The organism is Bradyrhizobium sp. C-145, from assembly GCF_023375135.1.
In the GTDB taxonomy this organism is placed as follows: domain Bacteria; phylum Pseudomonadota; class Alphaproteobacteria; order Rhizobiales; family Xanthobacteraceae; genus Bradyrhizobium; species Bradyrhizobium zhanjiangense.
The window spans coordinates 7,384,592-7,408,626 of sequence record NZ_CP088150.1 but is presented as its reverse complement, the minus strand read 5'-3'; the positions used below and the strand labels follow the sequence as shown (position 1 = coordinate 7,408,626).

Annotated in this window: 24 protein-coding genes, 1 other RNA gene and 1 pseudogene; 15 read left to right on the top strand and 11 right to left on the bottom strand. The window is 64.3% G+C overall.

Annotation, left to right across the window (positions count from 1 at the left end; genetic code table 11):
- The first annotated feature begins 265 nt into the window (after nucleotides 1-265).
- Nucleotides 266-1,384 carry a DUF2336 domain-containing protein gene (locus tag LRP30_RS34845; protein WP_128935978.1) on the top strand — a complete coding sequence of 373 codons (1,119 nt, stop codon included), beginning with the start codon at nucleotides 266-268 and terminating at the stop codon, nucleotides 1,382-1,384.
- 31 nt (nucleotides 1,385-1,415) lie between these two features.
- Nucleotides 1,416-1,655: a hypothetical protein gene (locus LRP30_RS34840; protein WP_100234818.1), complete on the top strand. Its 240-nt coding sequence runs from the start codon at nucleotides 1,416-1,418 to the stop codon at nucleotides 1,653-1,655.
- A gap of 168 nt (nucleotides 1,656-1,823) precedes the next feature.
- Here the strand turns inward: LRP30_RS34840 and LRP30_RS34835 are convergent, their stop codons facing one another.
- From LRP30_RS34835 to ssrA, 10 genes are all read right to left on the bottom strand, one after another.
- Nucleotides 1,824-2,321: a GNAT family N-acetyltransferase gene (locus LRP30_RS34835; protein ID WP_249757743.1), complete on the bottom strand. Its 498-nt coding sequence runs from the start codon at nucleotides 2,319-2,321 to the stop codon at nucleotides 1,824-1,826.
- Nucleotides 2,322-2,563: 242 nt separating this feature from the next.
- Nucleotides 2,564-3,667, bottom strand: coding sequence for a calcium/proton exchanger (gene cax, locus LRP30_RS34830; protein WP_249757742.1), 1,104 nt, complete (start codon nucleotides 3,665-3,667; stop codon nucleotides 2,564-2,566).
- 127 nt (nucleotides 3,668-3,794) lie between these two features.
- The gene (locus LRP30_RS34825) at nucleotides 3,795-4,076 is read right to left on the bottom strand and encodes a hypothetical protein (RefSeq protein ID WP_128937720.1); all 282 of its coding nucleotides are present in this window, start codon (nucleotides 4,074-4,076) and stop codon (nucleotides 3,795-3,797) included.
- A 305-nt stretch (nucleotides 4,077-4,381) separates the two neighbouring features.
- Complete coding sequence (locus LRP30_RS34820) at nucleotides 4,382-6,253, bottom strand: ferrous iron transporter B (protein WP_249757741.1); 1,872 nt, start codon at nucleotides 6,251-6,253, stop codon at nucleotides 4,382-4,384.
- 23 nt (nucleotides 6,254-6,276) lie between these two features.
- A complete protein-coding gene (locus LRP30_RS34815) occupies nucleotides 6,277-6,552 on the bottom strand; it encodes a FeoA family protein (protein WP_091879050.1) in 276 nt (91 codons plus the stop codon).
- 115 nt (nucleotides 6,553-6,667) lie between these two features.
- The gene (locus LRP30_RS34810) at nucleotides 6,668-6,919 is read right to left on the bottom strand and encodes a ribbon-helix-helix domain-containing protein (protein ID WP_084805126.1); all 252 of its coding nucleotides are present in this window, start codon (nucleotides 6,917-6,919) and stop codon (nucleotides 6,668-6,670) included.
- A complete protein-coding gene (locus LRP30_RS34805; protein WP_249757740.1) occupies nucleotides 6,916-7,104 on the bottom strand; it encodes a DUF4169 family protein in 189 nt (62 codons plus the stop codon). The genes LRP30_RS34810 and LRP30_RS34805 overlap by 4 nt, the downstream gene beginning before the upstream one ends.
- Nucleotides 7,105-7,380: 276 nt before the next feature.
- Nucleotides 7,381-8,814, bottom strand: coding sequence for a class II fumarate hydratase (fumC, locus tag LRP30_RS34800; RefSeq protein ID WP_249757739.1), 1,434 nt, complete (start codon nucleotides 8,812-8,814; stop codon nucleotides 7,381-7,383).
- A gap of 90 nt (nucleotides 8,815-8,904) precedes the next feature.
- On the bottom strand, nucleotides 8,905-9,423 hold the full coding sequence (locus LRP30_RS34795) for a ClpXP protease specificity-enhancing factor SspB (RefSeq protein WP_091879040.1): 519 nt from the start codon (nucleotides 9,421-9,423) through the stop codon (nucleotides 8,905-8,907).
- 116 nt (nucleotides 9,424-9,539) lie between these two features.
- Nucleotides 9,540-9,907, bottom strand: a transfer-messenger RNA (tmRNA) gene (gene ssrA / locus LRP30_RS34790).
- A gap of 119 nt (nucleotides 9,908-10,026) precedes the next feature.
- Between ssrA and LRP30_RS34785 the strand changes: the two are divergent.
- The 11 genes and pseudogenes from LRP30_RS34785 to LRP30_RS34735 all read left to right on the top strand — a co-directional run.
- Nucleotides 10,027-10,307, top strand: a pseudogene (locus LRP30_RS34785) (chromate transporter); the annotation flags it as partial.
- A 95-nt stretch (nucleotides 10,308-10,402) separates the two neighbouring features.
- On the top strand, nucleotides 10,403-11,164 hold the full coding sequence (locus tag LRP30_RS34780) for a tripartite tricarboxylate transporter TctB family protein (protein WP_128937717.1): 762 nt from the start codon (nucleotides 10,403-10,405) through the stop codon (nucleotides 11,162-11,164).
- 7 nt (nucleotides 11,165-11,171) lie between these two features.
- Nucleotides 11,172-12,686: a tripartite tricarboxylate transporter permease gene (locus LRP30_RS34775; protein ID WP_164939538.1), complete on the top strand. Its 1,515-nt coding sequence runs from the start codon at nucleotides 11,172-11,174 to the stop codon at nucleotides 12,684-12,686.
- A gap of 138 nt (nucleotides 12,687-12,824) precedes the next feature.
- The gene (locus LRP30_RS34770; protein ID WP_249757738.1) at nucleotides 12,825-13,805 is read left to right on the top strand and encodes a tripartite tricarboxylate transporter substrate binding protein BugD; all 981 of its coding nucleotides are present in this window, start codon (nucleotides 12,825-12,827) and stop codon (nucleotides 13,803-13,805) included.
- Nucleotides 13,806-13,974: 169 nt separating this feature from the next.
- Nucleotides 13,975-14,769 (top strand): thymidylate synthase, encoded by a 795-nt coding sequence (locus tag LRP30_RS34765; protein ID WP_128937714.1) that lies wholly within the window; start codon nucleotides 13,975-13,977, stop codon nucleotides 14,767-14,769.
- Nucleotides 14,770-14,775: 6 nt separating this feature from the next.
- Nucleotides 14,776-15,261: a GNAT family N-acetyltransferase gene (locus LRP30_RS34760; RefSeq protein WP_128937713.1), complete on the top strand. Its 486-nt coding sequence runs from the start codon at nucleotides 14,776-14,778 to the stop codon at nucleotides 15,259-15,261.
- Nucleotides 15,261-15,770 carry a dihydrofolate reductase gene (locus LRP30_RS34755; protein ID WP_249757737.1) on the top strand — a complete coding sequence of 170 codons (510 nt, stop codon included), beginning with the start codon at nucleotides 15,261-15,263 and terminating at the stop codon, nucleotides 15,768-15,770. The genes LRP30_RS34760 and LRP30_RS34755 overlap by 1 nt, the downstream gene beginning before the upstream one ends.
- A gap of 153 nt (nucleotides 15,771-15,923) precedes the next feature.
- Nucleotides 15,924-17,060 carry an FtsH protease activity modulator HflK gene (gene hflK, locus LRP30_RS34750; RefSeq protein WP_128935965.1) on the top strand — a complete coding sequence of 379 codons (1,137 nt, stop codon included), beginning with the start codon at nucleotides 15,924-15,926 and terminating at the stop codon, nucleotides 17,058-17,060.
- Nucleotides 17,057-17,953, top strand: coding sequence for a protease modulator HflC (locus LRP30_RS34745; RefSeq protein ID WP_128935964.1), 897 nt, complete (start codon nucleotides 17,057-17,059; stop codon nucleotides 17,951-17,953). The genes hflK and LRP30_RS34745 overlap by 4 nt, the downstream gene beginning before the upstream one ends.
- Before the next feature lie 71 nt (nucleotides 17,954-18,024).
- Nucleotides 18,025-18,231, top strand: a complete 207-nt coding sequence (locus LRP30_RS34740) for a DUF2065 domain-containing protein (protein WP_027560516.1) — start codon at nucleotides 18,025-18,027, stop codon at nucleotides 18,229-18,231.
- A gap of 144 nt (nucleotides 18,232-18,375) precedes the next feature.
- Nucleotides 18,376-19,881 (top strand): Do family serine endopeptidase, encoded by a 1,506-nt coding sequence (locus LRP30_RS34735; RefSeq protein ID WP_128935963.1) that lies wholly within the window; start codon nucleotides 18,376-18,378, stop codon nucleotides 19,879-19,881.
- A gap of 134 nt (nucleotides 19,882-20,015) precedes the next feature.
- On the opposite strand, the gene serB is transcribed toward LRP30_RS34735, so the two are convergent.
- The gene (gene serB / locus LRP30_RS34730; protein ID WP_128945976.1) at nucleotides 20,016-20,921 is read right to left on the bottom strand and encodes a phosphoserine phosphatase SerB; all 906 of its coding nucleotides are present in this window, start codon (nucleotides 20,919-20,921) and stop codon (nucleotides 20,016-20,018) included.
- Between the two features lie 11 nt (nucleotides 20,922-20,932).
- Between serB and miaA the strand changes: the two genes are divergently transcribed.
- Together miaA and LRP30_RS34720 are read left to right on the top strand one after the other, a co-directional pair.
- Entirely contained in the window at nucleotides 20,933-21,871 is a 939-nt protein-coding gene (gene miaA / locus LRP30_RS34725) for a tRNA (adenosine(37)-N6)-dimethylallyltransferase MiaA (protein ID WP_249757736.1), read from the top strand.
- A gap of 327 nt (nucleotides 21,872-22,198) precedes the next feature.
- A complete protein-coding gene (locus tag LRP30_RS34720; protein WP_128935960.1) occupies nucleotides 22,199-23,974 on the top strand; it encodes an acetolactate synthase 3 large subunit in 1,776 nt (591 codons plus the stop codon).
- Nucleotides 23,975-24,035: the final 61 nt, after the last annotated feature.

The following is a 24,035-nucleotide window of genomic DNA, read 5'->3' as shown; positions in this document are numbered from 1 at the left end:
GCTCTTTCCTACGGGGAATATCCCGGTGGGGAAGCACCCTCTCTCCAGCCCTCTCCCGCAAGTGGGAGAGGGAGCGCACCTGCTTTGTTGCCTGCCGGTAAACCCATTCCCGCGCATTTGAATGAATTTTGGTCGGCAAAACTGATTTGCCGATTTTACTGAATTCTCGCGTTTGATCTCTAGCGTCAGTTCCTGAGGAATTCGGTGTCCTGCCACGAGCGGCGGGACAGCTCCCGAAGCGCTACCAAGAACTGGGGTTATCGAGATGAACGGGGCGAAGACGCTTCTACAGGATCTGGACGACGCGATCGCGCGCGGCACCGACGAAAGCCGGGCGAAGGCGTTGTGGCATGCGACCGACATCCTGATCACCGGCCGCTACAGCGATGACGAGATCAGCACGTTCGGCGAGGTCATCGGGCGGCTCGCCGACGAAATCGAGGTTGCTGCGCGGGTGCAGCTCTCGGAAGTGATGTCGGCGTGCGACCACGCCCCGTTCAACGTCATCGCAAAGCTCGCGCTCGACGACGAGATCGAGGTCGCCGGCCCCGTTCTGCGCGACTCCACGCGTATCGACGAGAAGATGCTGGTCGAGAGCGCCATGACCAAAGGCCAGGCGCATCTGCTCGCGATCGCCCAGCGCCAGTCGATCGGCGAGGCCGTGACCGACGTGCTGGTCAAGCGCGGCAACCAGGAGGTCGTGACGTCGGTTGCGAAAAACGAGGGCGCGCGCTTCTCCGGCTCGGGCCTGTTGCACATGGTGCGCCGCGCCGAGGGCGACTCGATCCTCGCCGAGCAGCTCGGCCTGCGCAAGGACGTGCCGCGCCACATCTTCCAGCAGCTGATCGCAAAGGCGTCGGAAGACGTCCGCCGCCGCCTCGAGACCGAGCGGCCCGAGATGATGGCGCAGATCCAGAGCTCGGTGACCGAGGTCACCGGCGACCTTCAGTCCAAGTTCGGTCCGTCCTCGCGCAGCTATTTCGTCGCCAAGCGCGTGGTGACGACGCAGTACCGCCAGGGCAACCTCAACCAGGATTCGATCTCGAACTATGCGCGCCAGCACCGCTTCGACGAGGTGCAGATCGGCCTGTCGCTGCTGTCGGCGCTGCCGGTCGACGTGATCGAGCGCGCGCTGATGGACCGCAACCGCGAGATGATCCTGGTGCTGTGCAAGGCGCTCGATTTCTCCTGGGACACGACCATGTCGCTGCTGTTCCTCGGTGCCAAGGATCATCTGATCACGGCGCGCGAGCTCCAGGACAATGAGCGTGAGTACGGCCGCCTCAAGATCGAGACCTCGCGCAGCATCTTGAAGTTCTACCAGTCGCGCAAGAACAGCGCGGGTGCCGATGCGGGCCGTCAGCCCGAGCTCCAAGTTCACTGACAGGTACACTGAGGATAAGGGAGTATCTGCAATGTTGCCTCAATTCGGCACCGCGGTTCGCAAGAAGATCAACAAGTCGCCGGCCGCCGATCTCGGCGGCGGTGCGCCGGACAAGGCGTCGGTCGACGTCGCCTGGCTCGTGCTGGAAGCCGCCAACGACCTCGGCGACCACGCCGCGATCGAAGCCTGCCGCCGCGTCATCGACGCTGAGCTGAACGGCACGGTGGCACGCAGCGCGGATGTCGATCTCGTGCTGGGCTATTTCAGGTAAGGCTCGACCGTCGCGTCCGTAGCGGCTGCTTCCACGCCGTCATTGCGAGCGCAGCGAAGCAATCCAGAATCTTTCCGCAGCAGGCAGTCTCGATTGCTTCGCGGAGCCCGTCATCGGGCTGCGCTGCGCGCGGACCCGTTGGCTCGCAATGACGGTGGTTGTCCCTGCTCACCGTCGGATGCGGTAGATCACGACGTCCTCGCCGTGACGGTTCGTGTTCCGCTCCAGCAGATAGTGCGACTTCTCCAACACGCGGCGCGATGCGCCATTCCCGATATCGACGACGCCGATGAGGGATGACAGTGCGAGCTGTGACAGCCCGATGTCCGTCAACGCGCTCGCGATCTCGCTCGCAAATCCCTGGCCCCAGAATTCCCGCTTGAACGCGTAGGCAATCTCGATCTCGTCGACGTCGTCGACGAGGATATGCCGGATTCCCGCCCGCCCGGCGAATGCCCCGTCTTTCGATCGCAGCGTCCACAGCCCGAAGCCATGCTCGTCCCAATGCGCCATGTTGGTGGCGAGATAGGTCTTCGTGACCTCGGGCGCTCGCACCCCGCCGAGATAGCGGGATACCTCGGCATCGAGATGCAGCGCGACGAGGTCGGCGAGGTGATCTTCGTTCAACCTCTCGGCGGTCAGTCTGTCGGTGCTGAAGTGATCCATTGAAGACAGATAGCTGCATTTTGCACCGGATGTCACCACGCCAGCGGGGCACGAAAACTCCCGGAGCGTGTGAAGTGCTTCACACACACGTAGGCGCGCCGGATTTACGGTGTGCTCCAATTCCGCTCGCCAGGGGGCGATGACGGCGTCCTACACTCCGTTGCCACGCTGTTTCCGCGGAGATGGTCTTCATTGCTTCGTTGCAAGGACTCCTCGCAATGATGGGTGGAAGCGGCCATAGCCTAGACCGGGCCGTGCGAGCCGGGTGGGACCATGTAGAGCGTCATCGCGAAGATCGCGTAGATGCAGAGCAGGAGCGCTCCGACGAACCAGGCAGATTGTCCGCCGTTGGTGATGAAGCTAGTCACCACGGCGGCGATCATGACCATGGTCACGGCTCCCGGCCAGAATTGAAGGTCCATGGGCTGCGGGCCGACGAAATAGCTCAGCAACACGAGAACGGGTGCGACGAACAAGGCGATCTGGGATGCGCTTCCGAGCGCGATGCTCACGCTCATGTCGAGCCGGTTCCGGCGTGCCGCGGAAAACGCCACGGCCATTTCGGCCGCAGCGCCGACCAGGGCAACCACGATGAATCCGACGAAGGCGGGGGTCATGCCGAGCGTTTCCGCAGCCTTCTGCACCGACTCGACGAAAATCTCGCTCACGAGCGCAACGAGCACCGTGACAATCCCCAGTGTCGGAACGGCGACCGCAACCGGTAGCGCCGGGCCGCCGCTCTCGCCATGGTCGCTGCTCGCAAACAGCTCCTTGTGCGTCTTCAGCGAGAACAGCAGGCTGAGACCGTAGGCCGCAATCAGCAGGACCGCCAAGGCGACGCTCAAGCGCTGCACCGTCGCCTCGTGTCCGGGAAAGTTGAGGTCGGCCACGGCCGAAGGGGATAACAGGGCGATCGTGGCCATCAGCAGCAGCGCGGAATGGAGCCTGCCGCCCGCCCGGTTGTACTCCTGTACGCGATGCCTCAGTCCGCCCAGAAACAGCGATGCGCCCAGCATGAAGAGCGAGTTGGTCACGATCGCACCCGCGATCGAGGCTTTGACCAGCATGTATTGCCCGGCCTGCAACGCCGTGACGGCGATGATGAGCTCCGTGAGATTGCCAAGCGTGGCATTCAACAATCCGCCGACTGCATCACCGGTCTTCTCGGCCACGGCCTCCGTTGCGTGGCTAAGCAGGCTCGCGAGCGGCACGATGGCGATCACGGCCAGCACGAACAGCAGCGTATGCGCGTCCGGCATGATGTGCTCGAGCGCGATCACCACCGGCACGATGACCAGCATCCACAGAAGCGGGCTGTGCCGGATTTCCTTGAGCAGCGAATGCATGGTCCGTCCTTCGCGGTCAGGCCTCGACGCTGCCGCCGCAGATGGCTCCGGTATTGATCTGGCTCAACGACCTGCGGGCCCTCGAACCGGCGCGAGGTTCGTCGATCCGACGAGCCTCGCACGCGTCTCAATAGCAGGGCGGATAGGGGTAATATCCACAAGCCCGGCGATAGCCATAGGCACCATAGGCTGCAGCTCCGGCCGCTGCTGCACCATAGTAGGCGCGCCGATGGACCCTGCGATTGACGCCAGCAACGCTTCCGGGCGTGAGCGGGCGTCCGACGCGGGCCTCGGCGGTGTCAACGGACACGGCGAGCGCATCCACCGGCGAGGTGCGGAACGACAGAGGCGCTGCCGTGAACAGCGCGGCGGTGACGAACAGTCCGATCAGCTTGGCATGTCCAGTCATGTGCTCTCTCCCTTTGCAGGACGAGGAGAAAGCGTGACAGGCCGGTGAGGTGGACCATTGACCGAAATCAATGCGGTCGTAGTTCGAGGGGATCGCAAGCATCGCGCCGAGGGCGCATCTTGCCTCTCTTTCCACGATGCCATCATGCCGGTGTTTTGCCCGACGGGTCAACTGATTTTCCGAATTTAGGCCCAGTTGCCCCATCGACGGTCGGATGACGTTCGCACCCGCGTAAGCCATTGATTTCACGACCCCCGTCTACTGTGCATGGGGTTGTTTTCGCAGTTTTTGTTTTGGAACGGGCTTTAGCCCGCGCCTAGCGCGACCGCGGCATTGTAGGTGACGAGGCTCGCCGCATAGGCCAGCACCAACATGTAGGTGAAGGTCACGGCCATCCAGGCCCAGCTTCCGGTCTCGCGCCGGATCACGGCGAGGGTGGAGGCGCATTGCGGGGCGAAGATGTACCAGGCCAGCATCGACAGGGCGGTCGCGAGCGACCATTTCGTCGCCAGCACCTGGCCGATCTGCTCGGCCGCCTCCTTGCCGCCCTCGATCGCATAGACGGTGCCGAGCGCTGCGACCGCGACCTCGCGCGCCGCCATGCCGGGGATCAGGGCGACCGCGATCTGCCAGTTGAAGCCGACGGGCGCGAGCAGTGGCGCGAGCGCCTTGCCGATCATCGCAGCCAGGCTGAAGTCGATCGCCGGCTCGGTGGCGCCCACCGGCGGCTGCGGAAACGAGGCCAGGAACCAGATCAGCACCATCATCGAGAAGATCGTGGTGCCGGCACGCTGCAAGAACATCTTGGCGCGGGTGTAGATGCCGATCGCGATCGATTTCAGCCGCGGCATCTTGTAGTCCGGCAGCTCCAGCATGAACGGCGCCGGCGCATAGTCGCGCAGCATGAAGAATTTGATCAGGAACGAGACCACAAGCGCGCTGGTGATGCCGGCCGCATAGAGGCCGAACATCACGAGGCCTTGCAGGTTGATGAAGCCCCAGACGTCCCTGGCCGGGATGAAGGCGGAGATGATCAGCGTGTAGACCGGAATACGCGCCGAGCAGGTCATCAGCGGCGCGATCAGGATCGTGGTCAGTCGGTCGCGCTTGTTGTCGATGACGCGCGTTGCCATGATGCCGGGAATGGCGCAGGCAAAGCTCGACAACAGCGGAATGAAGGCACGGCCGTGCAGGCCGGCGCCGCCCATGATGCGGTCCATCAGGAACGCGGCGCGCGCCATGTAGCCGAAATCTTCCAGGAGCAGGATGAACAGGAAGATGATGATGATCTGCGGCAGGAACACGATGACGCTGCCGACGCCCGCGATCACGCCGTTCTGAAGGAAGCTCTGCAACAGACCGTCGGGGAGGGTGGCGTGGACGAACCCGCCGAGTACATCGAAGCCGGACTGCAGCAGCTCCATCAGCGGCTTCGCCCAGGCGAACACCGCCTGGAACATCACGAACAGGATCAGCGCGAGCACGATGAGGCCGGCGACCGGATGCAGCACGACGGCGTCGATCCGCGCGGTCCAGGTGTCGGGGCTAGCAGGCAGGCTGACGCAGTCGGCGATGATGCGGTCGGCCTCGCGCTGGGTCGCGCGCAATTCGCTGACGCTGAGCGCGCGCCAGCTGTTCTCCTGGGGCTCGGCGGCGAGTTTTGCCGCAATCTCGTCGGTCAGAGCCAGCAGATCGGCCGTGCCGCCCTTGCGCACCGCGATCGAGGTGACCACGGGCACGCCGAGCTCCTTGGCGAGCCGCTCCACGTCCACATCGATGCCGCGACGCGTCGCGATGTCGAACATGTTGAGCACGAGGATCATCGGCCGTCCCGTGCGCTTGAGCTCGAGCAGCAGGCGGATGGTCAGGCGCAGATTGGTCGAGTCGGCCACGCACAGCACGAGATCGGGCACTGTCTCGCCGGAGGCCTTGCCGAGCACGAAGTCGCGGGTGATCTCCTCGTCCGGGCTGCGGCCGCGCAGCGAATAGGTGCCGGGCAGGTCGACCACGGAGACCTGGCGGCCGAGCGGGGTGACGAAGAAGCCTTCCTTGCGCTCGACCGTGACGCCCGGATAGTTCGCGACCTTCTGCCGGCTGCCGGTCAGGGCATTGAACAGCGAGGTCTTGCCGCTGTTTGGCGTGCCCACCAAGGCGAGATGCAGCAGGGGTAATTCCATGGGAGAAAATATCCGGCCGCTACCTAAGCGACGATGATGGCCATGGCTTCGCGACGACGGACCGCGATGGTGATGTTGTCGACCCGCACGGCGATCGGGTCGCGTCCGACCAGCCCCTCATGCAGGACCTCGACCTGGGCGCCCTCGACGAAGCCGAGCTCGATCAGCCGGCTCTCGAGCTCGATGTCCGAGAGCGCCGAGCCTGCCTCGCGGGCGGACAGATGCTGGATGACGCCGGTATAGCCACGCTGGGCCAGACCCAGCGGCATGTGCGGGCGCATGTCATTGGTGTCGGTCATGCCCTGTATTTTCAATGCAGGGCATTGAGGTCAAGCGCGCTCGCCCGCCGAAGCTGCACCTTAGAGTGATTTTAAAGTGCAGATCGCAGGGCGCTCCGGGAAAGCGCTCCGGCGGCTACTGGGCCGGGACCTTTTCCGGCTGGACGGCCATGGCGCGGCTCTTGAAGTAGTCCAGGACGAACAGGCGGATCGCCGACGACAGATTGCCCTGCTGGCGGGCGCCGTCGATCTCGCCGACGAGCTCGGACAGCGTCATGTTGCGCAGGCCCGAGATCTCCTTCATGCCGTTCCAGAACGCCTCTTCCAGGCTGACGCTGGTCTTGTGGCCGGCGACGACGATCGATCGTTTCACGACGGGCGACTTCATGGCTGCTCCTCGCGATCGATCCGGTGCCGGTCCAGATGCTCCTTCGCCTGGTCCGCCCGCTTCTCCGCCGCCGACCGCTCCGCCTTCGTGCGACCGAACTTCGCCCGGTTGGCGTCCGCCTGCTTCGCCGAGGCTTCCCGCTCGGCGCGCTTCCTGAAACGATTCAGGTTGATGACGTTCCCCATGCCGTGTCTCCATCACCCGATCCTCTCTGCGCCGGATGAAACATTCAGAAACAGGGCGCCGCATTGCGCCCCAAAAGACTTGATCGCCATTAGCTCGTCCTCGTCAATCGGCCCCTCGGGCCATCAAACGATGAATTAGCCCCGTCAAGGGCAGAGGGCTGCGTAACACGCCGCCCCGCCGCAACATTGACGGTAATCAAATCCCGCGCTCAAAGCCCTATATTTCTGCGGGTCCGGCGTCCGTATCACTACGGATGGCTATCGGAATTCGGAATTTTATCCCGGGCTGGTCATCTTCTCGGGGCGTACCAGGCGGTCGAATTCATCCGCCGAGACGAAGCCGAGTCGCAGCGCCTCTTCCTTCAGCGTGGTTCCGTTGGCATGCGCCGTCTTGGCCACCTTGGCCGCATTGTCGTAGCCGATTTTGGGCGCGAGCGCCGTCACCAGCATCAGCGAGCGCTGCATCAGCTCCTTGATGCGCTTCTCGTCGGCGCGGATGCCGCTGACGCAATGTTCGGTGAAAGAGCGCGCAGCGTCCGCCATCAGGCGGATCGAGTGCAGCATGTTGTAGGCCAGCACCGGCTTGAAGACGTTGAGCTCGAAATGGCCCTGGCTGCCGGCGACGGTGATCGCGGTGTGATTGCCGAACACCTGGCAGCAGACCATGGTCATCGCCTCGCACTGGGTCGGATTGACCTTGCCCGGCATGATCGAGGAGCCCGGCTCGTTCTCCGGCAGGATCAGTTCGCCTAGCCCTGAGCGCGGGCCGGATCCGAGCAGGCGGATGTCGTTGGCGATCTTGAACAGGCCCGTCGCCATCGAATTGATGGCGCCGTGCGCCAGCACATAGGCATCGTTCGAGGCCAGCGCCTCGAATTTGTTGGCGGCGCTGGTGAAGGGGAGCTTCGTGATCCCGGCAACGTGCTTAGCGAACAGTTTTGCAAAGCGCGGCTTCGAGTTGAGGCCGGTGCCGACGGCGGTGCCGCCCTGCGCCAGCGGATAAAGCTCCTTCACCGCGCCCTTGAGGCGGGTGATGCCGCTCTCGACCTGCGCGGCATAGCCGGAAAACTCCTGGCCGAGCGTCAGCGGCGTCGCGTCCTGGGTGTGGGTCCGGCCGATCTTCACGATTCTGGCGAACTCCTTCTCTTTCTTGCGCAGCGCGCGGAGCAGCTCACCGAGCGCAGGAACGAGATCCGCAATGATGCGGCTTGCCGCCGCGATGTGCATCGCGGTGGGAAAAGAGTCGTTCGACGACTGGCTCATGTTGACGTGGTCGTTGGGATGCACCGGCTTCTTGGTGCCGAGCTCGCCGCCGAGCAGCTCGTTGGCGCGGTTGGCGATGACCTCGTTGAGGTTCATGTTGGTCTGGGTGCCCGAGCCGGTCTGCCACACCACCAGCGGGAAATGATCGTCGAGGCTGCCGTCGATCACCTCGCGCGCGGCACGGATGATGGCATTGGCGCGGCGCTGGTCGAGCAGGCCGAGCTCGCGGTTGGACTGTGCCGCGGCGAGCTTGACGATGCCGAGGGCATGCACGAGCGAGATCGGCATGCGATCCGTCCCGATGCGGAAATTCTGCCGCGAGCGCTCGGTCTGCGCCCCCCAATAGCGGTCGGCGGCGACCTCGATCGGACCAAAACTGTCGGTCTCGGTGCGGGTGGCGGGGCGAGCAGTCTTCGAGCGGGCAGTTTTGGCCATGAGCACATCCATTCCGCCGCGCGAAATGCCGCGCGGGCCTCTTGATATGCTCTTCTATATAGGGAGTCTGGCCGTGTGCGACGGGGGCGGGCCCAACCTAGATCATTTCTTGCGGAAACGATCGAGCCGCACGACTTCGGCGCCGCCCTGGTTCGGGGCCGCCGGCTCCTCCGCGCTTTCCGCCGGCTCAGCGGCAGACGCGGGGACCGCGACGGCCGATGGCGCGGGTGCTGCCGGCAAACTCTCGGGCGCCACCTCGGCGACGTCGGACGTGTCGAACTGGAGACCGAATTTCACGGACGGATCGAGGAAGCTCTTGATGGCGCTGAACGGCACCACCAGTCGCTCCGGAATGCCGCCGAAGGACAGGCCGACCTCGAAACGGTCCTCGAGCACGGTCAGATCCCAGAACTGGTGCTGGAGGATGATCGTCATCTCTTCCGGATATTGCGCGAGCAACCGCGACGACAGCTTCACGCCCTCGGCCTTCGACACGAAGGTGATGAAGAAATGGTGCTCACCCGGCAGGCCATGGGCCGCGGCATCGGTCAGCACCTTGCGCAGCACACCGCGCAGCGCGTCGCGGGCCAGCACATCGTATCGGATATGATCGGTCGCCATGGTGGTCCTGTTGCATCCCCGAAGCCGGACCCTGCCGGTCCGACTCGCCAAGCCGCAATAGTATCGCGCCTGACGGGTCAGCAGGAGCCCCCGCCGTGGAAGAAATCAAAAAGCAAAGTGGAGGCTTCTGTTGCCAGGTGCCTCCGAACCCCGCCTAGCGGAGCTTAACCCGCTAGGACTTTAGAGTGGTCTTTCAAACTGCGTTACGCAGCCTGAGCAACCGGAGCAAAGTTGTCGTTGGCAACTATTGCAGTAGCCCGATAACGGCGGAACAATACCGGGAAAAAGTACGCCCTTTACGCCCTCGTCGATCCTATTTCGCCCCCGCCAAAGCCCGCTTCTAGGCCTGCCCCGTAGGTGGGCTTTGGTGGAGGCGCCGGGTACCGCCCCCGGGTCCGAATGGTTTATTGCGACGACCGTTTATTTCCATAGCCGGCGAACCGGCATCCCCAATATAGGGCGCAAAGCTTTCGAAAAACAGGGGTTTCGAGCGAATTGGCTGCGGTTCCTTTGGATAGGTTCGGGCCCGTCTTGGCCGTGGCGCGACCCTCGTTCCTAAGCGTCTGACATGTCCCCGGATTTCAGCACCGGCCGTCCAAGACCGCGACTGCGGTGCCGGAGATGCACCGTATCGCGGTCGAGGTGCATCACTGGATGAGCGACAAGCCGTTCACTGACGCCTATGCGATCGCGTAGCTCTCGCCCGCTCCGAACGTGCTTATCGTGACGTTAATAGGCTACGGCGGCGAGTGCCCTGCGACCGATCGCACAATTGCTGCACTGCTCCTGACCGCGATGGTTGCGGTGATCGCACCGGTTTCGCGCATCAATCCGCTCTGGTTCCTGCATGCTGGGGGGTGTTGGGTTTTGCTGGCATTGTGTGATGAAAATCGCTAGGCAGTGATCCGGGCGGGGGATCCAGTTCCAGCCGATTTAGAACAACAGTGCTCGTGACTTACGGGTCGCGGAGGAGACAGGCATGGCCGACACGATGGGCCACTCAGCGACAGCCACTCGAAACACAAAGCTGGCGCTCGGTTTTTGTCTGCTGGCGATTGCGCCGCAGATTTTCGAATTGATCTGGTCGATCGGGACGATCTTCGGCTGGGGCACCGGCCGCGGCCCGGCAACGGTCGTCACCAGCCACGCGACGGCGCTGCTCGCCGGAGCGCCCAGCGCGATCTTCGGATCGCTCGGTGGCGGTGCCAAGAAGGTGTCGTCCGAGGTGCTGCTGGCACTGATCTATTCCTATCCGCTATTTGTGGTGGCGATCCTCACGCTGTTCATGACGATCCGGTCGGCGCAGGACTATGTCGGCGGCATCGTCCTGATGGCGGTCGCCCTGTTCGCGCTATGGGCGTCGAGTGATTTGCAGGGCATGCGCGGCTTCTCCTTTGGCGCGGGGACCGCGCCGCGCATGTTCGGCGGCCTGCTGGTCGCCTTGTCCGCCGGCATCGCCTTGACGGGCCTCCTGACGGAGGGAGCCCCGCTTTCCCATTACTCCTGGCGGGGACCGCTGTTTGTGGTGGCGGCAATCCTCTTCTTTGCGCTGGCGATCCGGCCCCTCGGCCTCGTGGTCACGGCCTTCCTAAGCTTCATGATCGCGGCGACCGGATCGAATGAGACGCGCTGGCTTGAAGCGGCGATCGTCGGCGCCTGCCTGACGGTTGGTTGCGCGATCCTGTTTCCATACGTGCTCGGGCTGCCGATGCCGATGTTTCCGCGTTTCCTGATCCAGTGAGGGCGTGATGGATATCTTTGCCAACCTCGCTCACGGCTTCGCCGTCGCGTTCTCCCCGATCAACCTTCTGATGTGCCTGATCGGCGCCCTGGTCGGGACGCTGGTCGGCGTGCTCCCGGGCATCGGCACCATCGCAACGGTCGCGATGCTGCTGCCGATCACCTTTGGATTGCCGCCAGTCGGCGCGCTGATCATGCTCGCCGGCATTTATTACGGCGCCCAGTACGGCGGCTCGACCACGTCGATCCTGGTCAACATACCCGGTGAGGCGACATCGGTCGTCACCGCCATCGACGGCCACCAGATGGCGAGGCAAGGCCGCGCCGGCCCGGCGCTGGCGATCGCCGCGATCGGCTCGTTCTTCGCCGGCTGCGTCGCGACCGTCTTGATTGCCGTCCTCGGCGCGCCGCTCACGAAACTCGCGCTGGCGTTCGGCCCGGCCGAATATTTCTCGCTGATGGTACTCGGCCTGATCTTCGCGGTGGTGCTGGCCAAGGGCTCGGTGCTGAAGGCGATCGCCATGATCGTATTCGGTCTGTTGCTCTCGATGGTCGGCTCGGACATCGAGACCGGCGCCTCGCGCATGGCCTTCAACATTCCGGAACTCGCCGACGGCCTCGGCTTTGCGACGGTGGCGATGGGCGTATTCGGTTTTGCCGAGATCATCCGCAATCTCGACGCCGGCGCCGAGATGAGCCGCGATCTCGTGCAGCAGAAGATTACAGGTCTGATGCCGACCAGGAAGGATCTGGTCGACTCGACGCCCGCCATCCTGCGCGGCACCGTGCTCGGCTCGATCCTCGGCATCTTGCCCGGCGGCGGTGCGACCATCGCATCATTCGGGGCCTATACGCTCGAGAAGAAGCTCGCCAAGAACCCGTCGCGGTTCGGCCGCGGCGCGATTGAAGGCGTGGCCGGGCCGGAGAGTGCCAACAACGCCGCGGCGCAGACCTCCTTCATCCCGCTGCTTACCCTCGGCATCCCGCCGAACGCGGTGATGGCGCTGATGGTGGGCGCGATGACCATTCACGGCATCGTGCCGGGTCCGCAGGTGATGCAGAAGCAGCCGGATCTCGTCTGGGGCATGATCGCCTCGATGTGGATCGGCAATCTGATGCTGATCATCATCAATCTGCCGCTGGTCGGAATCTGGGTGCGGCTGCTGCGCGTGCCGTACCGACTGATGTTCCCCTCGATCGTGATCTTCTGCGCGATCGGCATCTATTCGGTGAACAACGCGCCGGTCGACGTCATCCTCGCAGGTGTATTCGGCCTCGTCGGTTACTGGCTGATCAAGCACGATTTCGAGCCGGCGCCGCTGCTGCTCGGCATGGTGCTGGGACCGCTGATGGAAGAGAACCTGCGCCGTGCGCTGCTGATCTCGCGCGGCGACTGGAGCGTGTTCCTGACGCGTCCGTTGTCGGCAGTGCTGCTCGCGGTCGCGGCGACTCTTCTTGTCCTTACGGTGCTGCCGGTCTTGCGCGCCAAGCGCGATGAGGTGTTCACCGAGTCCGAGAACTGAGGCGTTGCGCCCTGCGTCGGCGCCGTGCCCTGCGTCGGCGCGCCGCATTCGGAAGTCGAATCGACTTGTGTGACGGCTTCGTGAAATGAAAATGCCGGCCTTGTGGCCGGCATTTTTGTTTGTTTCCCGGAGATCGAGATGACTGTCATTCGCGCGCTTGCGGGCGCATGTGCCGCGGCGTTCGCATCGTTGTGCGTCCTTGCCGCACCGGCTGAGGCGCAGACCTATCCGACGCGCAGCATCACCATGATCGTGCCGTTTGCGGCCGGCGGACCGACCGACGTCGTCGCGCGCATCGTCACGGCACACATGGCGCAGACGGTGGGGCAGAGCATCATCATCGAGAACGTGGTCGGCGCGGGCGGCACCACCGCCACAACGCGCGCCGCGCGTGCGGCCAATGACGGCTATACGCTCATCACCGGACATATGGGCACGCATGCCGCCTCCGTGCCGCTCTATCCGAAACTCGCCTATCATCCCGAGAAGGACTTCGAGCCGGTCGCGCTGCTCGCGGGCACACCGATCCTGATCCTGGCGCGCAAGGATTTTTCGCCGAAGGACCTCAAGGAGTTCGTCACCTATGTGAAGGCGAATGCCGAGAAGGTGAATGCCGCGCATGCTGGCGTCGGCTCGGTCTCGCACGCCTCATGCGAGCTTCTGCACTCCATCCTCGACATCAAACCGGTCGGTGTGCCCTTCAATGGCACGGGTCCCGCGATGAACGCGCTGGTGGCGGGACAGGTCGACTACATGTGCGACCAGATCATCAACGCCGTCCCGCAGATCAATGCCGGCACCATCAAGGCCTATGCGATCGCAACGGCGGAGCGCAATCCGTCGCTGCCGAGCGTGCCGACGACGGCGGAAGCCGGCCTGCCGGCATTCCAGGCCCAAGCCTGGAATGCGATGTTCGCACCGAAGGGAACCTCGCCGGCGATCGTGGCGAGCCTGAACGCCGCCGCCATCAAGGCGCTCGATGACGAGACCGTGCGCAAGCGCCTGCTCGAGCTCGGCAGCGTCATTCCGGGGCCTAAGGACCGTACGCCGGAGGCGCTGGCGACCCTCGTCAAGAACGAGATCGCGAAGTGGAGCCCGGTTCTCAAGCCGGCAACTTAGCCAGCAGGATCAAGCTGATAGGTGAGGGGCGGAATGCCGAGTTCCGCCCCTTGTCGTTTGCGCCGGGAACGCTCACTTTTTCGGGTATAATCGGTGCGGGCAGCGAATCGCCGCTGTCGCAGCGCAGAGGCGGCCGTTAAGTTTCCCGCCTCCCAAAGGCTCACGACACATGCACCAGTATCAGGACCTGCTCGAGCGGATTCTTTCAGACGGCGCCGAGAAGACGGACCGGACCGGCACCGGCACGCTGTCGGTGTTCGGCCACCAGATGCGCTTCAATCTGTCCGCCGGCTTCCCGATGCTGACCACCAAGCGGCTGCCGCTGAAGGCGATCGTGCATGAGCTGCTCTGGTTCCTAAAGGGCGACACCAACATCAAATATCTGCGCGACAACGGCGTCACCATCTGGGACGAATGGGCCGATGCCAATGGCGATCTTGGCCCGGTCTACGGCCATCAGTGGCGCTCCTGGCCCGCGCCTGATGGCCGCAGCATCGACCAGATCGCGAACGTTATCGACATGATCAAGCGCAATCCGGACTCGCGCCGCCTGATCGTCTCGGCCTGGAATCCGGCCGAGGTCGACAAGATGGCGCTGCCGCCGTGCCACTGCCTGTTCCAGTTCTACGTCGCCAATGGCAGGCTGTCGTGCCAGCTTTATCAGCGCTCGGCCGACGTGTTCCTCGGCGTGCCCTTCAACATCGCCTCCTATTCACTGCTGACGATGATGGTCGCGCAGGTCACCGGCCTCAAGCCGGGCGACTTCGTGCATTCGTTCGGCGATACGCATCTCTATTCCAACCATCTGGAGCAGGCGAAGCTACAGCTCACCCGCGCGCCGCGCGCGTTGCCGGTGATGCGGATCAACCCCGAGGTGAAGGACATCTTCTCCTTCCGCTTCGAGGATTTCGAGCTCGTCGGCTACGATCCGCATCCGCACATCAAGGCGGAAGTCGCGGTCTAGCGCCCTATGTCGCTCAACATCCGTCGTGCACAGCCCGGAGAAGCCGGGCTCGTTCTTTCCTTCATCCGCGAACTCGCCGAATACGAGAAGCTTTCACACGAGGTCGAGGCGACCGAGGCTGACATCGCGGACGCGCTGTTCGGCGACAGGCCGCAACTCTATTGCGCGATCGCCGAATGGAACGGCGAGGCGGTCGGTTTTGCGGTGTGGTTTGCGAATTTCTCCACCTTCAGCGGCCGGCACGGCATCTATCTCGAAGATCTCTATGTGCGGCCGTCGCATCGGGGCAGGGGCCTCGGCAAGGCGCTGCTGGTCTATCTCGCGAAGGAATGCGTCGATAACGGCTGGTCGCGCCTGCAATGGGCGGTGCTCGACTGGAACGCGCCGTCGATCGCGTTCTACAAATCGCTCGGTGCCGTCATGATGGACGACTGGACGCTGTGTCGCGTCACCGGGCCGGCGCTGACACGGCTTGCCGGGAGCGCGACCTGATGGAGATCGTTTTCGTCGTCGCGATCGCCGAGAACGGAGTCATCGGCGCAGGCAACGCGATCCCGTGGCGCTTGAAATCCGACATGGCGCGCTTCAAGGCGCTCACGATTGGCAAGCCCGTGATCATGGGTCGCAAGACCTTCGAATCCCTGCGCCGTCCGCTGCCGGGCCGCACCAACATCGTGATCACGCGCGATGCGGGGTATCGCGCCATCGGGGCCATCGTCACGACATCGGCGGGGGATGCAAACGACGTTGCGCGGGGCGACGCCCTGCGGCGTTCGGTCGCCGAGATCGCGGTGATCGGCGGCGCCGAGATCTATCGGCAGTTGCTCGATCGCGCCGATCGCCTCGAAATCACTGAAGTGCATGCGCGGCCCGAAGGCGACACGCATTTCGACATCGACAAGGCGGAGTGGGATGAGGTGGCACGCATCCGGCATCCTGCCGGCCCCGACGACAGCGCCGACTTCTCCTATGTGACATATCGTCGGCGGGCAGCCCATTAACCGCATTCGCCAATGTTTACATTGACTTTTTCGTGCCCGAGCATAGCTCGGAAGACAGTCAGGGCTGCGTTGTAAGGGACCTGCCCGTCCCCTATAAAGCCGGACCGGACAAGCGGGCGGGGGTCATTTCCACCCTGCCGAGGAGAGCGTCGTATGCCGTGGAAGAATCAGGGCGGTGGCCCGTGGGGCTCGGGTCCAAAGGGACCATGGGGCTCAGGCCCGCAACCGGTCGGGCCGAGGCCGCCGGATCTGGAAGACCTTCTGCGACGCGGCCAGGACCGCCTCCAGCAGATCATGCCCGGCGGCTATTTCTCCGGCGTGGGCATCACGCTGATCATCCTGCTCATCGTCGCGTTCTGGCTGCTGTCGGGCTTCTTCCGCGTGCAGTCCGAAGAGCTCGGTGTCGTGCTGCGCTTCGGCAAGCATGTCCGTACGGTGCAGCCTGGCCTGAATTACCATCTGCCCTATCCGATCGAGACAGTACTGCTGCCCAAGGCGCTACGCGTCAACACCATCTCCATCGGCATGACGCTGATCGACGATCCGGCGCGGCGCGGCCGCTCCATACGTGACGTCCCGGAAGAGAGCCTGATGCTGACCGGCGACGAAAACATCGTCGACGTCGACTTCACCGTGCTCTGGCGCATCAAGCCGGATGGCGTCGGCGACTTCCTCTTCAACATCCAGAATCCCGAAGGCACCGTGAAGGCAGTCGCCGAGAGCGCGATGCGCGAGGTGATTGGCCGCTCGCAGATCCAGCCGATCCTGACCGGCGCGCGCAATGTCACCGAACAGGGCGTGCAGGAGCTGATCCAGAAGACCCTCGACAGCTATGGCGCGGGCATTCTCATCACCCAGGTGCAGATGCAGAAGGTCGATCCGCCGGCGCAGGTGATCGACGCCTTCCGCGACGTGCAGGCTGCGCGCGCCAATCTCGAGCAGCTGCAAAACGAGGCGCAGACCTACGCCAACCAGGTGGTCCCGCAGGCGCGCGGACGGGCGGCCAAGATCCTCCAGGACGCCGAAGGCTACAAGGAGCAGGCGGTCGCCGAGGCCAAGGGCCAGAGCGCGCGCTTCCTGAAAGTGTACGACGAATACAAGAAGGCGCCCGACGTGACGCGAGAACGGATTTATCTGGAGACGATGGAGCGCGTGCTCGGCGGCGCCGACAAGCTCGTCTATGACGGTGGCCCCTCGGGCCAAGGCGTCGTGCCCTATCTGCCGCTTCCCGAACTGGCGCCCAAGCGGGCACCTATGACCGGTCCGCAGTCGAGCGGAGGCAGCCGATGAGGTCTCCGGTTACAGGTTTCGTCTCGCTGCTCGGGCTGCTTCTGATCCTGATCGTGGCCTACATGTCGCTGTTCACGGTGCAGCAGACTGAGCAGACCATCGTCCTCCAGTTCGGCAAGCCTGTCGACGTCGTCACCGTGCCCGGCCTGCATTTCAAGGCGCCGTGGAATTCGGTGATCAACATCGACAAGCGGATCCTCGACCTGGAGAACCCGTCGCAGGAAGCGATCGCCTCCGACCAGAAGCGGCTGGTGGTCGACGCCTTCGCGCGCTACCGCATCAAGGACGCGCTGCGCTTCTATCAGAGTGTCGGCTCGATCCAGGCTGCCAACATTCAGCTGACCACGCTCTTGAACGCGGCGCTGCGCCGCGTGCTCGGCGAAGTCACCTTCATCAACGTGGTGCGCGACGACCGCGAAAAGCTGATGCTGCGCATCCGCGACCAGCTCGACCGCGAGGCCGATGGCTACGGCATTCAGGTCGTCGACGTCCGGATCCGCCGCGCCGACCTGCCGGAGCAGAACAGCCAGGCGGTCTACCAGCGCATGAAGACCGAGCGTGAGCGCGAGGCCGCCGAGTTCCGTGCACAGGGTGGCCAGAAGGCTCAGGAGATCAAGTCCAAGGCCGACCGCGAGGCGACCGTCATCGTCGCAGAAGCCAATTCGCAGGCTGAGCAGACCCGCGGTGCGGGCGATGCCGAGCGCAACCGCCTGTTTGCGGAAGCCTACAGCAAGGACGCCGACTTCTTCGCCTTCTACCGGTCGATGACGGCCTATGAGAACGGGTTGCGTTCGAACGACACCCGCTTCCTGTTGCGGCCGGACTCGGATTTCTTCCGGTACTTCGGTAGCCCGTCCGGCAAGACGGCGACCGAGACGCCGGCGAAGCCGTAAGCTAGACAAGGGCGGCCGGTCTGGCCGCCCTTTGTCCAGACAAGAACAGCATAACGGGAGGTTCCATTCCGATGAGGTCCATTGCGTTCGCCGACTTCCTCATCGGCCTAGGCATCCTGTTCGTGCTCGAAGGCTTGATGTTCGCGGCAAGTCCCAACTGGATGCGCAAGGCCATGAAGAGCGCCATCGCCACGCCGGACAACATCCTGCGGGCGGTCGGGATCGGTTCGGCCGTGGCCGGCCTGATCCTGATCTGGGTGATGCGGCGCCCGGTTTAGGCGTCATGCCAACGCCAAAGTGAAGGCGAACGACTGGTTTTCGCCGTATTATCGGGGTGTTGAGACCCGTTAAGCTCTGCGCTTGCGCCGTCCCCCCGTTCGAGCGCAGTCTGGCGCCGAACCCCCTATTCTCTGGAGATTACAATGACCGCTGCCACCATTGCCCCGTCCCGCTTGCGCCATTGGGTGCGAACTGGGCTGGCCGCGCTCGCCATCGGTGCTTTCGGCGCGTTCGGCACGCCGGCTCATGCGCGTGGACCGGACGGCATCGCCGACGTCGCCGAGAAGGTGATCGACGCGGTCGTCAACATCTCCACGTCGCAGACCGTCGATGCCAAGGGCGGCGGCAGCAACACCATGCCGCAACTGCCGCCCGGCTCGCCCTTCGAGGAGTTCTTCGACGACTTCTTCAAGAACCGCAGGGGTCCCGGCGGTGGCAGCAAAGGCGGTGACAACAACCCGCCGCGCAAGACCAATTCGCTCGGCTCCGGTTTCATCATCGACACATCAGGCGTGGTCGTCACCAACAACCACGTCATTGCTGATGCCGACGAGATCCACGTCATTCTCAACGATGGAACCAAGATCAAGGCCGAACTGGTCGGCGTCGACAAGAAGACCGACCTCGCCGTGCTCAAGATCAAGCCGCCGAAGCCGTTGGTCGCGGTGAAGTTCGGCGACTCCGACAAGCTGCGCCTCGGCGACTGGGTGGTCGCGATCGGCAACCCCTTCAGTCTCGGTGGCACGGTCACGGCCGGTATCGTCTCGGCCAAGAACCGCGACATCTCCTCAGGGCCATATGACAGCTACATCCAGACCGACGCCTCCATCAACCGCGGCAATTCCGGCGGCCCGCTGTTCAACCTCGACGGTGACGTCATCGGCGTCAACACGCTGATCATCTCGCCCTCGGGCGGCTCCATCGGCATCGGCTTCGCCGTGCCGTCGAAGACCGTCGTGGGCGTCGTCGACCAGCTCCGGCAGTTCGGCGAGCTGCGCCGCGGCTGGTTAGGGGTGCGCATCCAGAGCGTCACCGACGAGATCGCCGAGAGCCTCAGCATCAAGCCCGCGCGTGGCGCGCTGATCGCCGGCGTCGACGACAAGGGCCCGGCCAAGCCCGCCGGCATCGAGCCCGGCGACGTCGTCGTCAAGTTCGACGGCAAGGACGTCAAGGACCCGAAGGACCTGTCCCGCGTCGTCGCCGACACGGCGGTCGGCAAGGAGGTCGACGTGATCATCATCCGCAAGGGCCAGGAGCAGACCAAGAAGGTCACGCTCGGCCGTCTGCAGGATCCCGAGAAGGTTCAGGCCGCGGTGAAGACCGACGAACCCGCGCCCGAGAAGCCGGTGACGCAGAAGGCGCTCGGTCTCGATCTGGCAACGCTGAGCAAGGATCTGCGCACGCGCTACAAGATCAAGGACACCGTCAAGGGCGTGGTTGTCACCAGTGTCGACGCCAATTCCGACGCTGCCGAGAAGCGGCTGTCCGCCGGCGACGTCATCGTCGAGGTGGCGCAGGAGGCGGTGTCTAGCGGCGCCGAGATCCAGAAGCGGGTCGACCAGCTCAAGAAAGACGGCAAGAAGTCGGTGCTGCTGCTCGTCTCCAATGCCGACGGCGAGCTGCGCTTCGTGGCGCTGAGCGTGCAGTAGGAGACGCTTAGCACTCACTGTCATGCCCCGCGAAGGCGGGGCATCCAGTACGCCACGGCCTCTCCGTATCCTCGCATGGTCTCTGGAATGCTGGATCACCCGCTTTCGCGGGTGATGACAGCGGAGAGGAGGCTCTAAGCCTCCACGAACTCCTCGCGCCGATATCCCTGCGCATAGAGCAGCGCAGTGAGATCGCCGTGATCGATCCGCGCCGCCGCAGCAGCAGCCACCGCCGGCTTGGCATGATACGCCACGCCCAGCCCGGCCGCCTGGATCATCCCAAGGTCATTGGCGCCGTCGCCGACCACGACCGACTCGAGGTCGTCGAGATCGAACGATTCCATCAGATCCACCAACGTCGCGAGTTTCGCGGCGCGGCCCAAGATCGGTTGCTTCACCTCGCCGGTGAACTTGCCGTCGCGCACCACGAGCTCGTTGGCGCGGTTTTCCTGAAAGCCGAGCTTGGCGGCGACCGCGGTCGTGAACAGCGTGAAACCGCCCGAGACGAGGCAAGTGTAGGCGCCGTGCGCGCGCATGGTCGCGACCAGCTCACGGCCGCCGGGGGTCATCGTGATGCGCTTGGCCAGCACCTCGTCGACCGCGCTGGCGGGCAGATCCTTGAGCAGCGCAACGCGCTCGCGCAGCGCCGGCTCGAACTCGATCTCGCCGCGCATCGCGCGTTCGGTGATGGCGGCCACATGCGCCTTCACCCCGACAAAGTCGGCGAGCTCGTCGATGCATTCCTGGCCGATCATGGTGGAATCCATGTCGGCGAGAAAAAGCTTCTTGCGCCGGAAGCCGACTGGCTGCACGACGATGTCGATGGGCAGGTCGCCGCGAAGCTCGCGGAGCCGCTGCTCGATGGCGTGGCGGTCGCCTTCGAGGTTACTGTCGGCGCCGAAGGGAATGTCGACCGCAACCCCGTCGAACAGCCAATGCGCGGGAGCTGCCTTTGGCAGCACGGCGCGGGCGCCGTCGACGATGGTAGAGTCGAGCGCAGGATTGTCAGGATTGCAGATCAGCGTGGCGACGAGGGACATTTGAGGTTTTCGTGAGCGAGGGGCAAGTCAGCAGAGGGCATGTTGGCAAGGCCGTGCTTATCGCAGGCCCGACCGCCAGCGGCAAGTCGGCGCTGGCGCTCGAGCTTGCGCTCGCCACCGGCGGTGTCGTCATCAACGCCGATTCCATGCAGGTCTACCGCGACCTGCGCATCATCACGGCACGGCCGACAGGGGCGGATGAGGCGCTCGCGCCGCATCGTCTCTATGGCCACGTCGATGCGGCCGTGAATTTCTCGGCCGGTGCCTGGGTGAGCGACGCGGCGAGGGTGCTGGAAGCGGCGACGGCCGAAGGCCGCCTGCCGATCTTCATCGGCGGCACCGGGCTCTATTTCAAGGCACTGACGGCGGGCCTTTCCGTGGTGCCGCCAATTCCCGCCGAGGTGCGCGGGGACGTGCGCGCGCGGCTGGAACGGAACGGCGTCGAGGCGCTGCACGCGGAACTCGCACACCGCGATCCGCGCGCGGCCGAACGATTGAATCTGCGCGACCGCACCCGGATCGCGCGCGCGCTCGAAGTGGTCGAGGCGACCGGCCGTTCGCTGCTCGACTGGCACGGCGAGGGCCAGCCGCCGTTGCTGTCGAAGGGTAGTTTTCGCGCGGTGTTTCTCGCCCCCGGGCGCGACGAGCTCTATGCCCGCATCGATGCCCGCTTCGATGCCATGCTGGGCGCCGGCGCGCTGGGGGAGGTCGAGCGGCTCGCCGCCCGACATCTCGATCCACTGCTGCCGGCCATGAAGGCCCATGGCGTGCCGGCGCTGATCCGGCATCTGCGCGGTGAGCTCAGCCTGGACGAAGCAGCCACAATCGGCCGTGCCGACACCCGCCATTACGCCAAGCGCCAGTTCACCTGGTTCCGGCACCAATTGCCGGAGTTCGAATGGGTCAAGCCGGAGGAGGCGAGGGGATGGCTCGCGGCGGCGACGGACTGACGTGCTTTTGTGCCCGGTTCCCGAATTTACCTCTCGCCGAACCCCGGGAACACCGCTACACTGCCAAAATCGCGCGGGAACGGCCGCATTGCCTTGACATCCGGGCTTTGGCCGCTATGTTTCGCGCAACCTTTGAGAAGCCGGGCGCTGCCATGCGTAACATTATTACCAACCTCCTTATCGCCGTCGTACCCAGGCACACCGCCGGGGGTGGCTAGCTGCCATCCACAAGACAGGCGGTGTGCGTGGGCCCTCTTCGGGGCCTTTTTTATTTCCCGAACCCGACACGAACGAAGCCGCTGACAACAGCGCATCCGGAGCAAGCCTATGAGCGACAAGAGCCACGATCCGAACCAGATGACCGGCGCCGCGATGATCGTCCGCGCGCTCATCGATCACGGCGTGACCGACATTTTCGGCTATCCCGGCGGCGCGGTGCTTCCGATCTATGACGAGATCTTCCAGCAGAGCGAGGTCCAGCACATCCTGGTCCGCCATGAGCAGGGCGCGGGCCACGCCGCCGAGGGTTATGCGCGCTCGACCGGCAAGCCGGGCGTCGCTCTGGTGACTTCCGGCCCCGGCGCCACCAACATGGTGACGCCGCTGACCGACGCATTGATGGACTCGATCCCGCTGGTCTGCATCTCCGGCCAGGTGCCGACGCATCTGATCGGCAACGACGCCTTCCAGGAATGCGACACCGTCGGCATCACGCGCCCCTGCACCAAGCACAACTGGCTGGTCCGTGACGTCAACGATCTCGCCAAGGTGCTGCACGAGGCGTTCTACGTCGCGACCTCCGGCCGGCCAGGCCCGGTGCTGGTCGACGTTCCCAAGGACGTGCAGTTCGCGACCGGCACCTATCATCCGCCGCGCAAGTCCGACGTGCATCGTTCCTATGCGCCGCGCGTGAAGGGCGATGCGACGCAGATCCGCAAAGCCGTCGCGCTGCTCGCCAACGCCAAGCGCCCGGTGATCTACAGCGGCGGCGGCGTCATCAATTCCGGTCCCGAGGCGACCAAGCTGCTGCGCGAGCTGGTCGAGGTCACCGGCTTCCCGATCACCTCCACGCTGATGGGCCTCGGAGCCTATCCGGCGTCGGGCAAGAACTGGCTCGGCATGCTCGGCATGCACGGCACTTACGAAGCCAACATGACCATGCATGATTGCGACGTCATGCTGTGCGTCGGCGCGCGCTTCGACGACCGCATCACCGGCCGCGTCGATGCGTTCTCCCCTAGCTCGAAGAAGATCCACATCGATATCGACCCGTCCTCGATCAACAAGAACATCCGCGTCGACGTGCCGATCATCGGCGATTGCGGCAACATCCTCGGCGACATCCTCCAGGTGTTCAAGGCAGAGGCGAAGAAGCCCGACATCAAGTCGTGGTGGCAGCAGATCGCGCAGTGGCGTGCCCGCAACTCGCTCTACTACAAGAAGAGCAACGACGTCATCCTGCCGCAGCACGCGATCCAGAGCCTGTTCGAGCTGACGCGTGGCAAGGATACCTACATCACGACCGAGGTCGGCCAGCATCAGATGTGGGCGGCGCAGTTCTACGGCTTCGAGGAGCCGCATCGCTGGATGACGTCGGGCGGTCTCGGCACCATGGGCTACGGCCTGCCGGCGGCCATCGGTGTGCAGGTGGCCCATCCTGACAGCCTCGTCATCGACATCGCGGGTGATGCCTCGGTGCAGATGACGATGCAGGAGATGTCGACGGCAGTGCAGTACGAGCTGCCGATCAAGATCTTCATCCTGAACAACCAGTACATGGGCATGGTGCGGCAGTGGCAGCAGCTGCTGCACGGTAACCGCCTGTCGCATTCCTATTCGGAGGCGCTGCCGGATTTCGTCAAGCTCGCCGAAGCCTATGGCGGCGTCGGCCTCCAGGTGCACAAGCCCGCCGATCTCGAGGGCGCCATCAAGGAGATGATCGCGGTCAAGCGCCCGGTGCTGTTCGACTGCCGCGTCGCCGCGCTGGAAAACTGCTTCCCGATGATCCCCTCCGGCAAAGCGCACAACGAGATGCTGTTGCCCGAGCAGGCCAACGACGAGGCTACCGCGAAGGCATTCGCCGCCGGTAAGGCGCTGGTGTGAGCGCGATATACACAAACTCGCTGTCATCGCCCGGCTTGACCGGGCGATCCAGTACGCCGCG

Coding starts and splice junctions, on each gene's coding strand:
- LRP30_RS34845 (WP_128935978.1), top strand. CDS start 266: ATGAACGGGGCGAAGACGCTTCTACAGGATCTGGACGACGCGATCGCG.
- LRP30_RS34840 (WP_100234818.1), top strand. CDS start 1,416: ATGTTGCCTCAATTCGGCACCGCGGTTCGCAAGAAGATCAACAAGTCG.
- LRP30_RS34835 (WP_249757743.1), bottom strand. CDS start 2,321: ATGGATCACTTCAGCACCGACAGACTGACCGCCGAGAGGTTGAACGAA.
- cax (WP_249757742.1), bottom strand. CDS start 3,667: ATGCATTCGCTGCTCAAGGAAATCCGGCACAGCCCGCTTCTGTGGATG.
- LRP30_RS34825 (WP_128937720.1), bottom strand. CDS start 4,076: ATGACTGGACATGCCAAGCTGATCGGACTGTTCGTCACCGCCGCGCTG.
- LRP30_RS34820 (WP_249757741.1), bottom strand. CDS start 6,253: ATGGAATTACCCCTGCTGCATCTCGCCTTGGTGGGCACGCCAAACAGC.
- LRP30_RS34815 (WP_091879050.1), bottom strand. CDS start 6,552: ATGACCGACACCAATGACATGCGCCCGCACATGCCGCTGGGTCTGGCC.
- LRP30_RS34810 (WP_084805126.1), bottom strand. CDS start 6,919: ATGAAGTCGCCCGTCGTGAAACGATCGATCGTCGTCGCCGGCCACAAG.
- LRP30_RS34805 (WP_249757740.1), bottom strand. CDS start 7,104: ATGGGGAACGTCATCAACCTGAATCGTTTCAGGAAGCGCGCCGAGCGG.
- fumC (WP_249757739.1), bottom strand. CDS start 8,814: ATGGATGTGCTCATGGCCAAAACTGCCCGCTCGAAGACTGCTCGCCCC.
- LRP30_RS34795 (WP_091879040.1), bottom strand. CDS start 9,423: ATGGCGACCGATCATATCCGATACGATGTGCTGGCCCGCGACGCGCTG.
- LRP30_RS34780 (WP_128937717.1), top strand. CDS start 10,403: ATGGCCGACACGATGGGCCACTCAGCGACAGCCACTCGAAACACAAAG.
- LRP30_RS34775 (WP_164939538.1), top strand. CDS start 11,172: ATGGATATCTTTGCCAACCTCGCTCACGGCTTCGCCGTCGCGTTCTCC.
- LRP30_RS34770 (WP_249757738.1), top strand. CDS start 12,825: ATGACTGTCATTCGCGCGCTTGCGGGCGCATGTGCCGCGGCGTTCGCA.
- LRP30_RS34765 (WP_128937714.1), top strand. CDS start 13,975: ATGCACCAGTATCAGGACCTGCTCGAGCGGATTCTTTCAGACGGCGCC.
- LRP30_RS34760 (WP_128937713.1), top strand. CDS start 14,776: ATGTCGCTCAACATCCGTCGTGCACAGCCCGGAGAAGCCGGGCTCGTT.
- LRP30_RS34755 (WP_249757737.1), top strand. CDS start 15,261: ATGGAGATCGTTTTCGTCGTCGCGATCGCCGAGAACGGAGTCATCGGC.
- hflK (WP_128935965.1), top strand. CDS start 15,924: ATGCCGTGGAAGAATCAGGGCGGTGGCCCGTGGGGCTCGGGTCCAAAG.
- LRP30_RS34745 (WP_128935964.1), top strand. CDS start 17,057: ATGAGGTCTCCGGTTACAGGTTTCGTCTCGCTGCTCGGGCTGCTTCTG.
- LRP30_RS34740 (WP_027560516.1), top strand. CDS start 18,025: ATGAGGTCCATTGCGTTCGCCGACTTCCTCATCGGCCTAGGCATCCTG.
- LRP30_RS34735 (WP_128935963.1), top strand. CDS start 18,376: ATGACCGCTGCCACCATTGCCCCGTCCCGCTTGCGCCATTGGGTGCGA.
- serB (WP_128945976.1), bottom strand. CDS start 20,921: ATGTCCCTCGTCGCCACGCTGATCTGCAATCCTGACAATCCTGCGCTC.
- LRP30_RS34720 (WP_128935960.1), top strand. CDS start 22,199: ATGAGCGACAAGAGCCACGATCCGAACCAGATGACCGGCGCCGCGATG.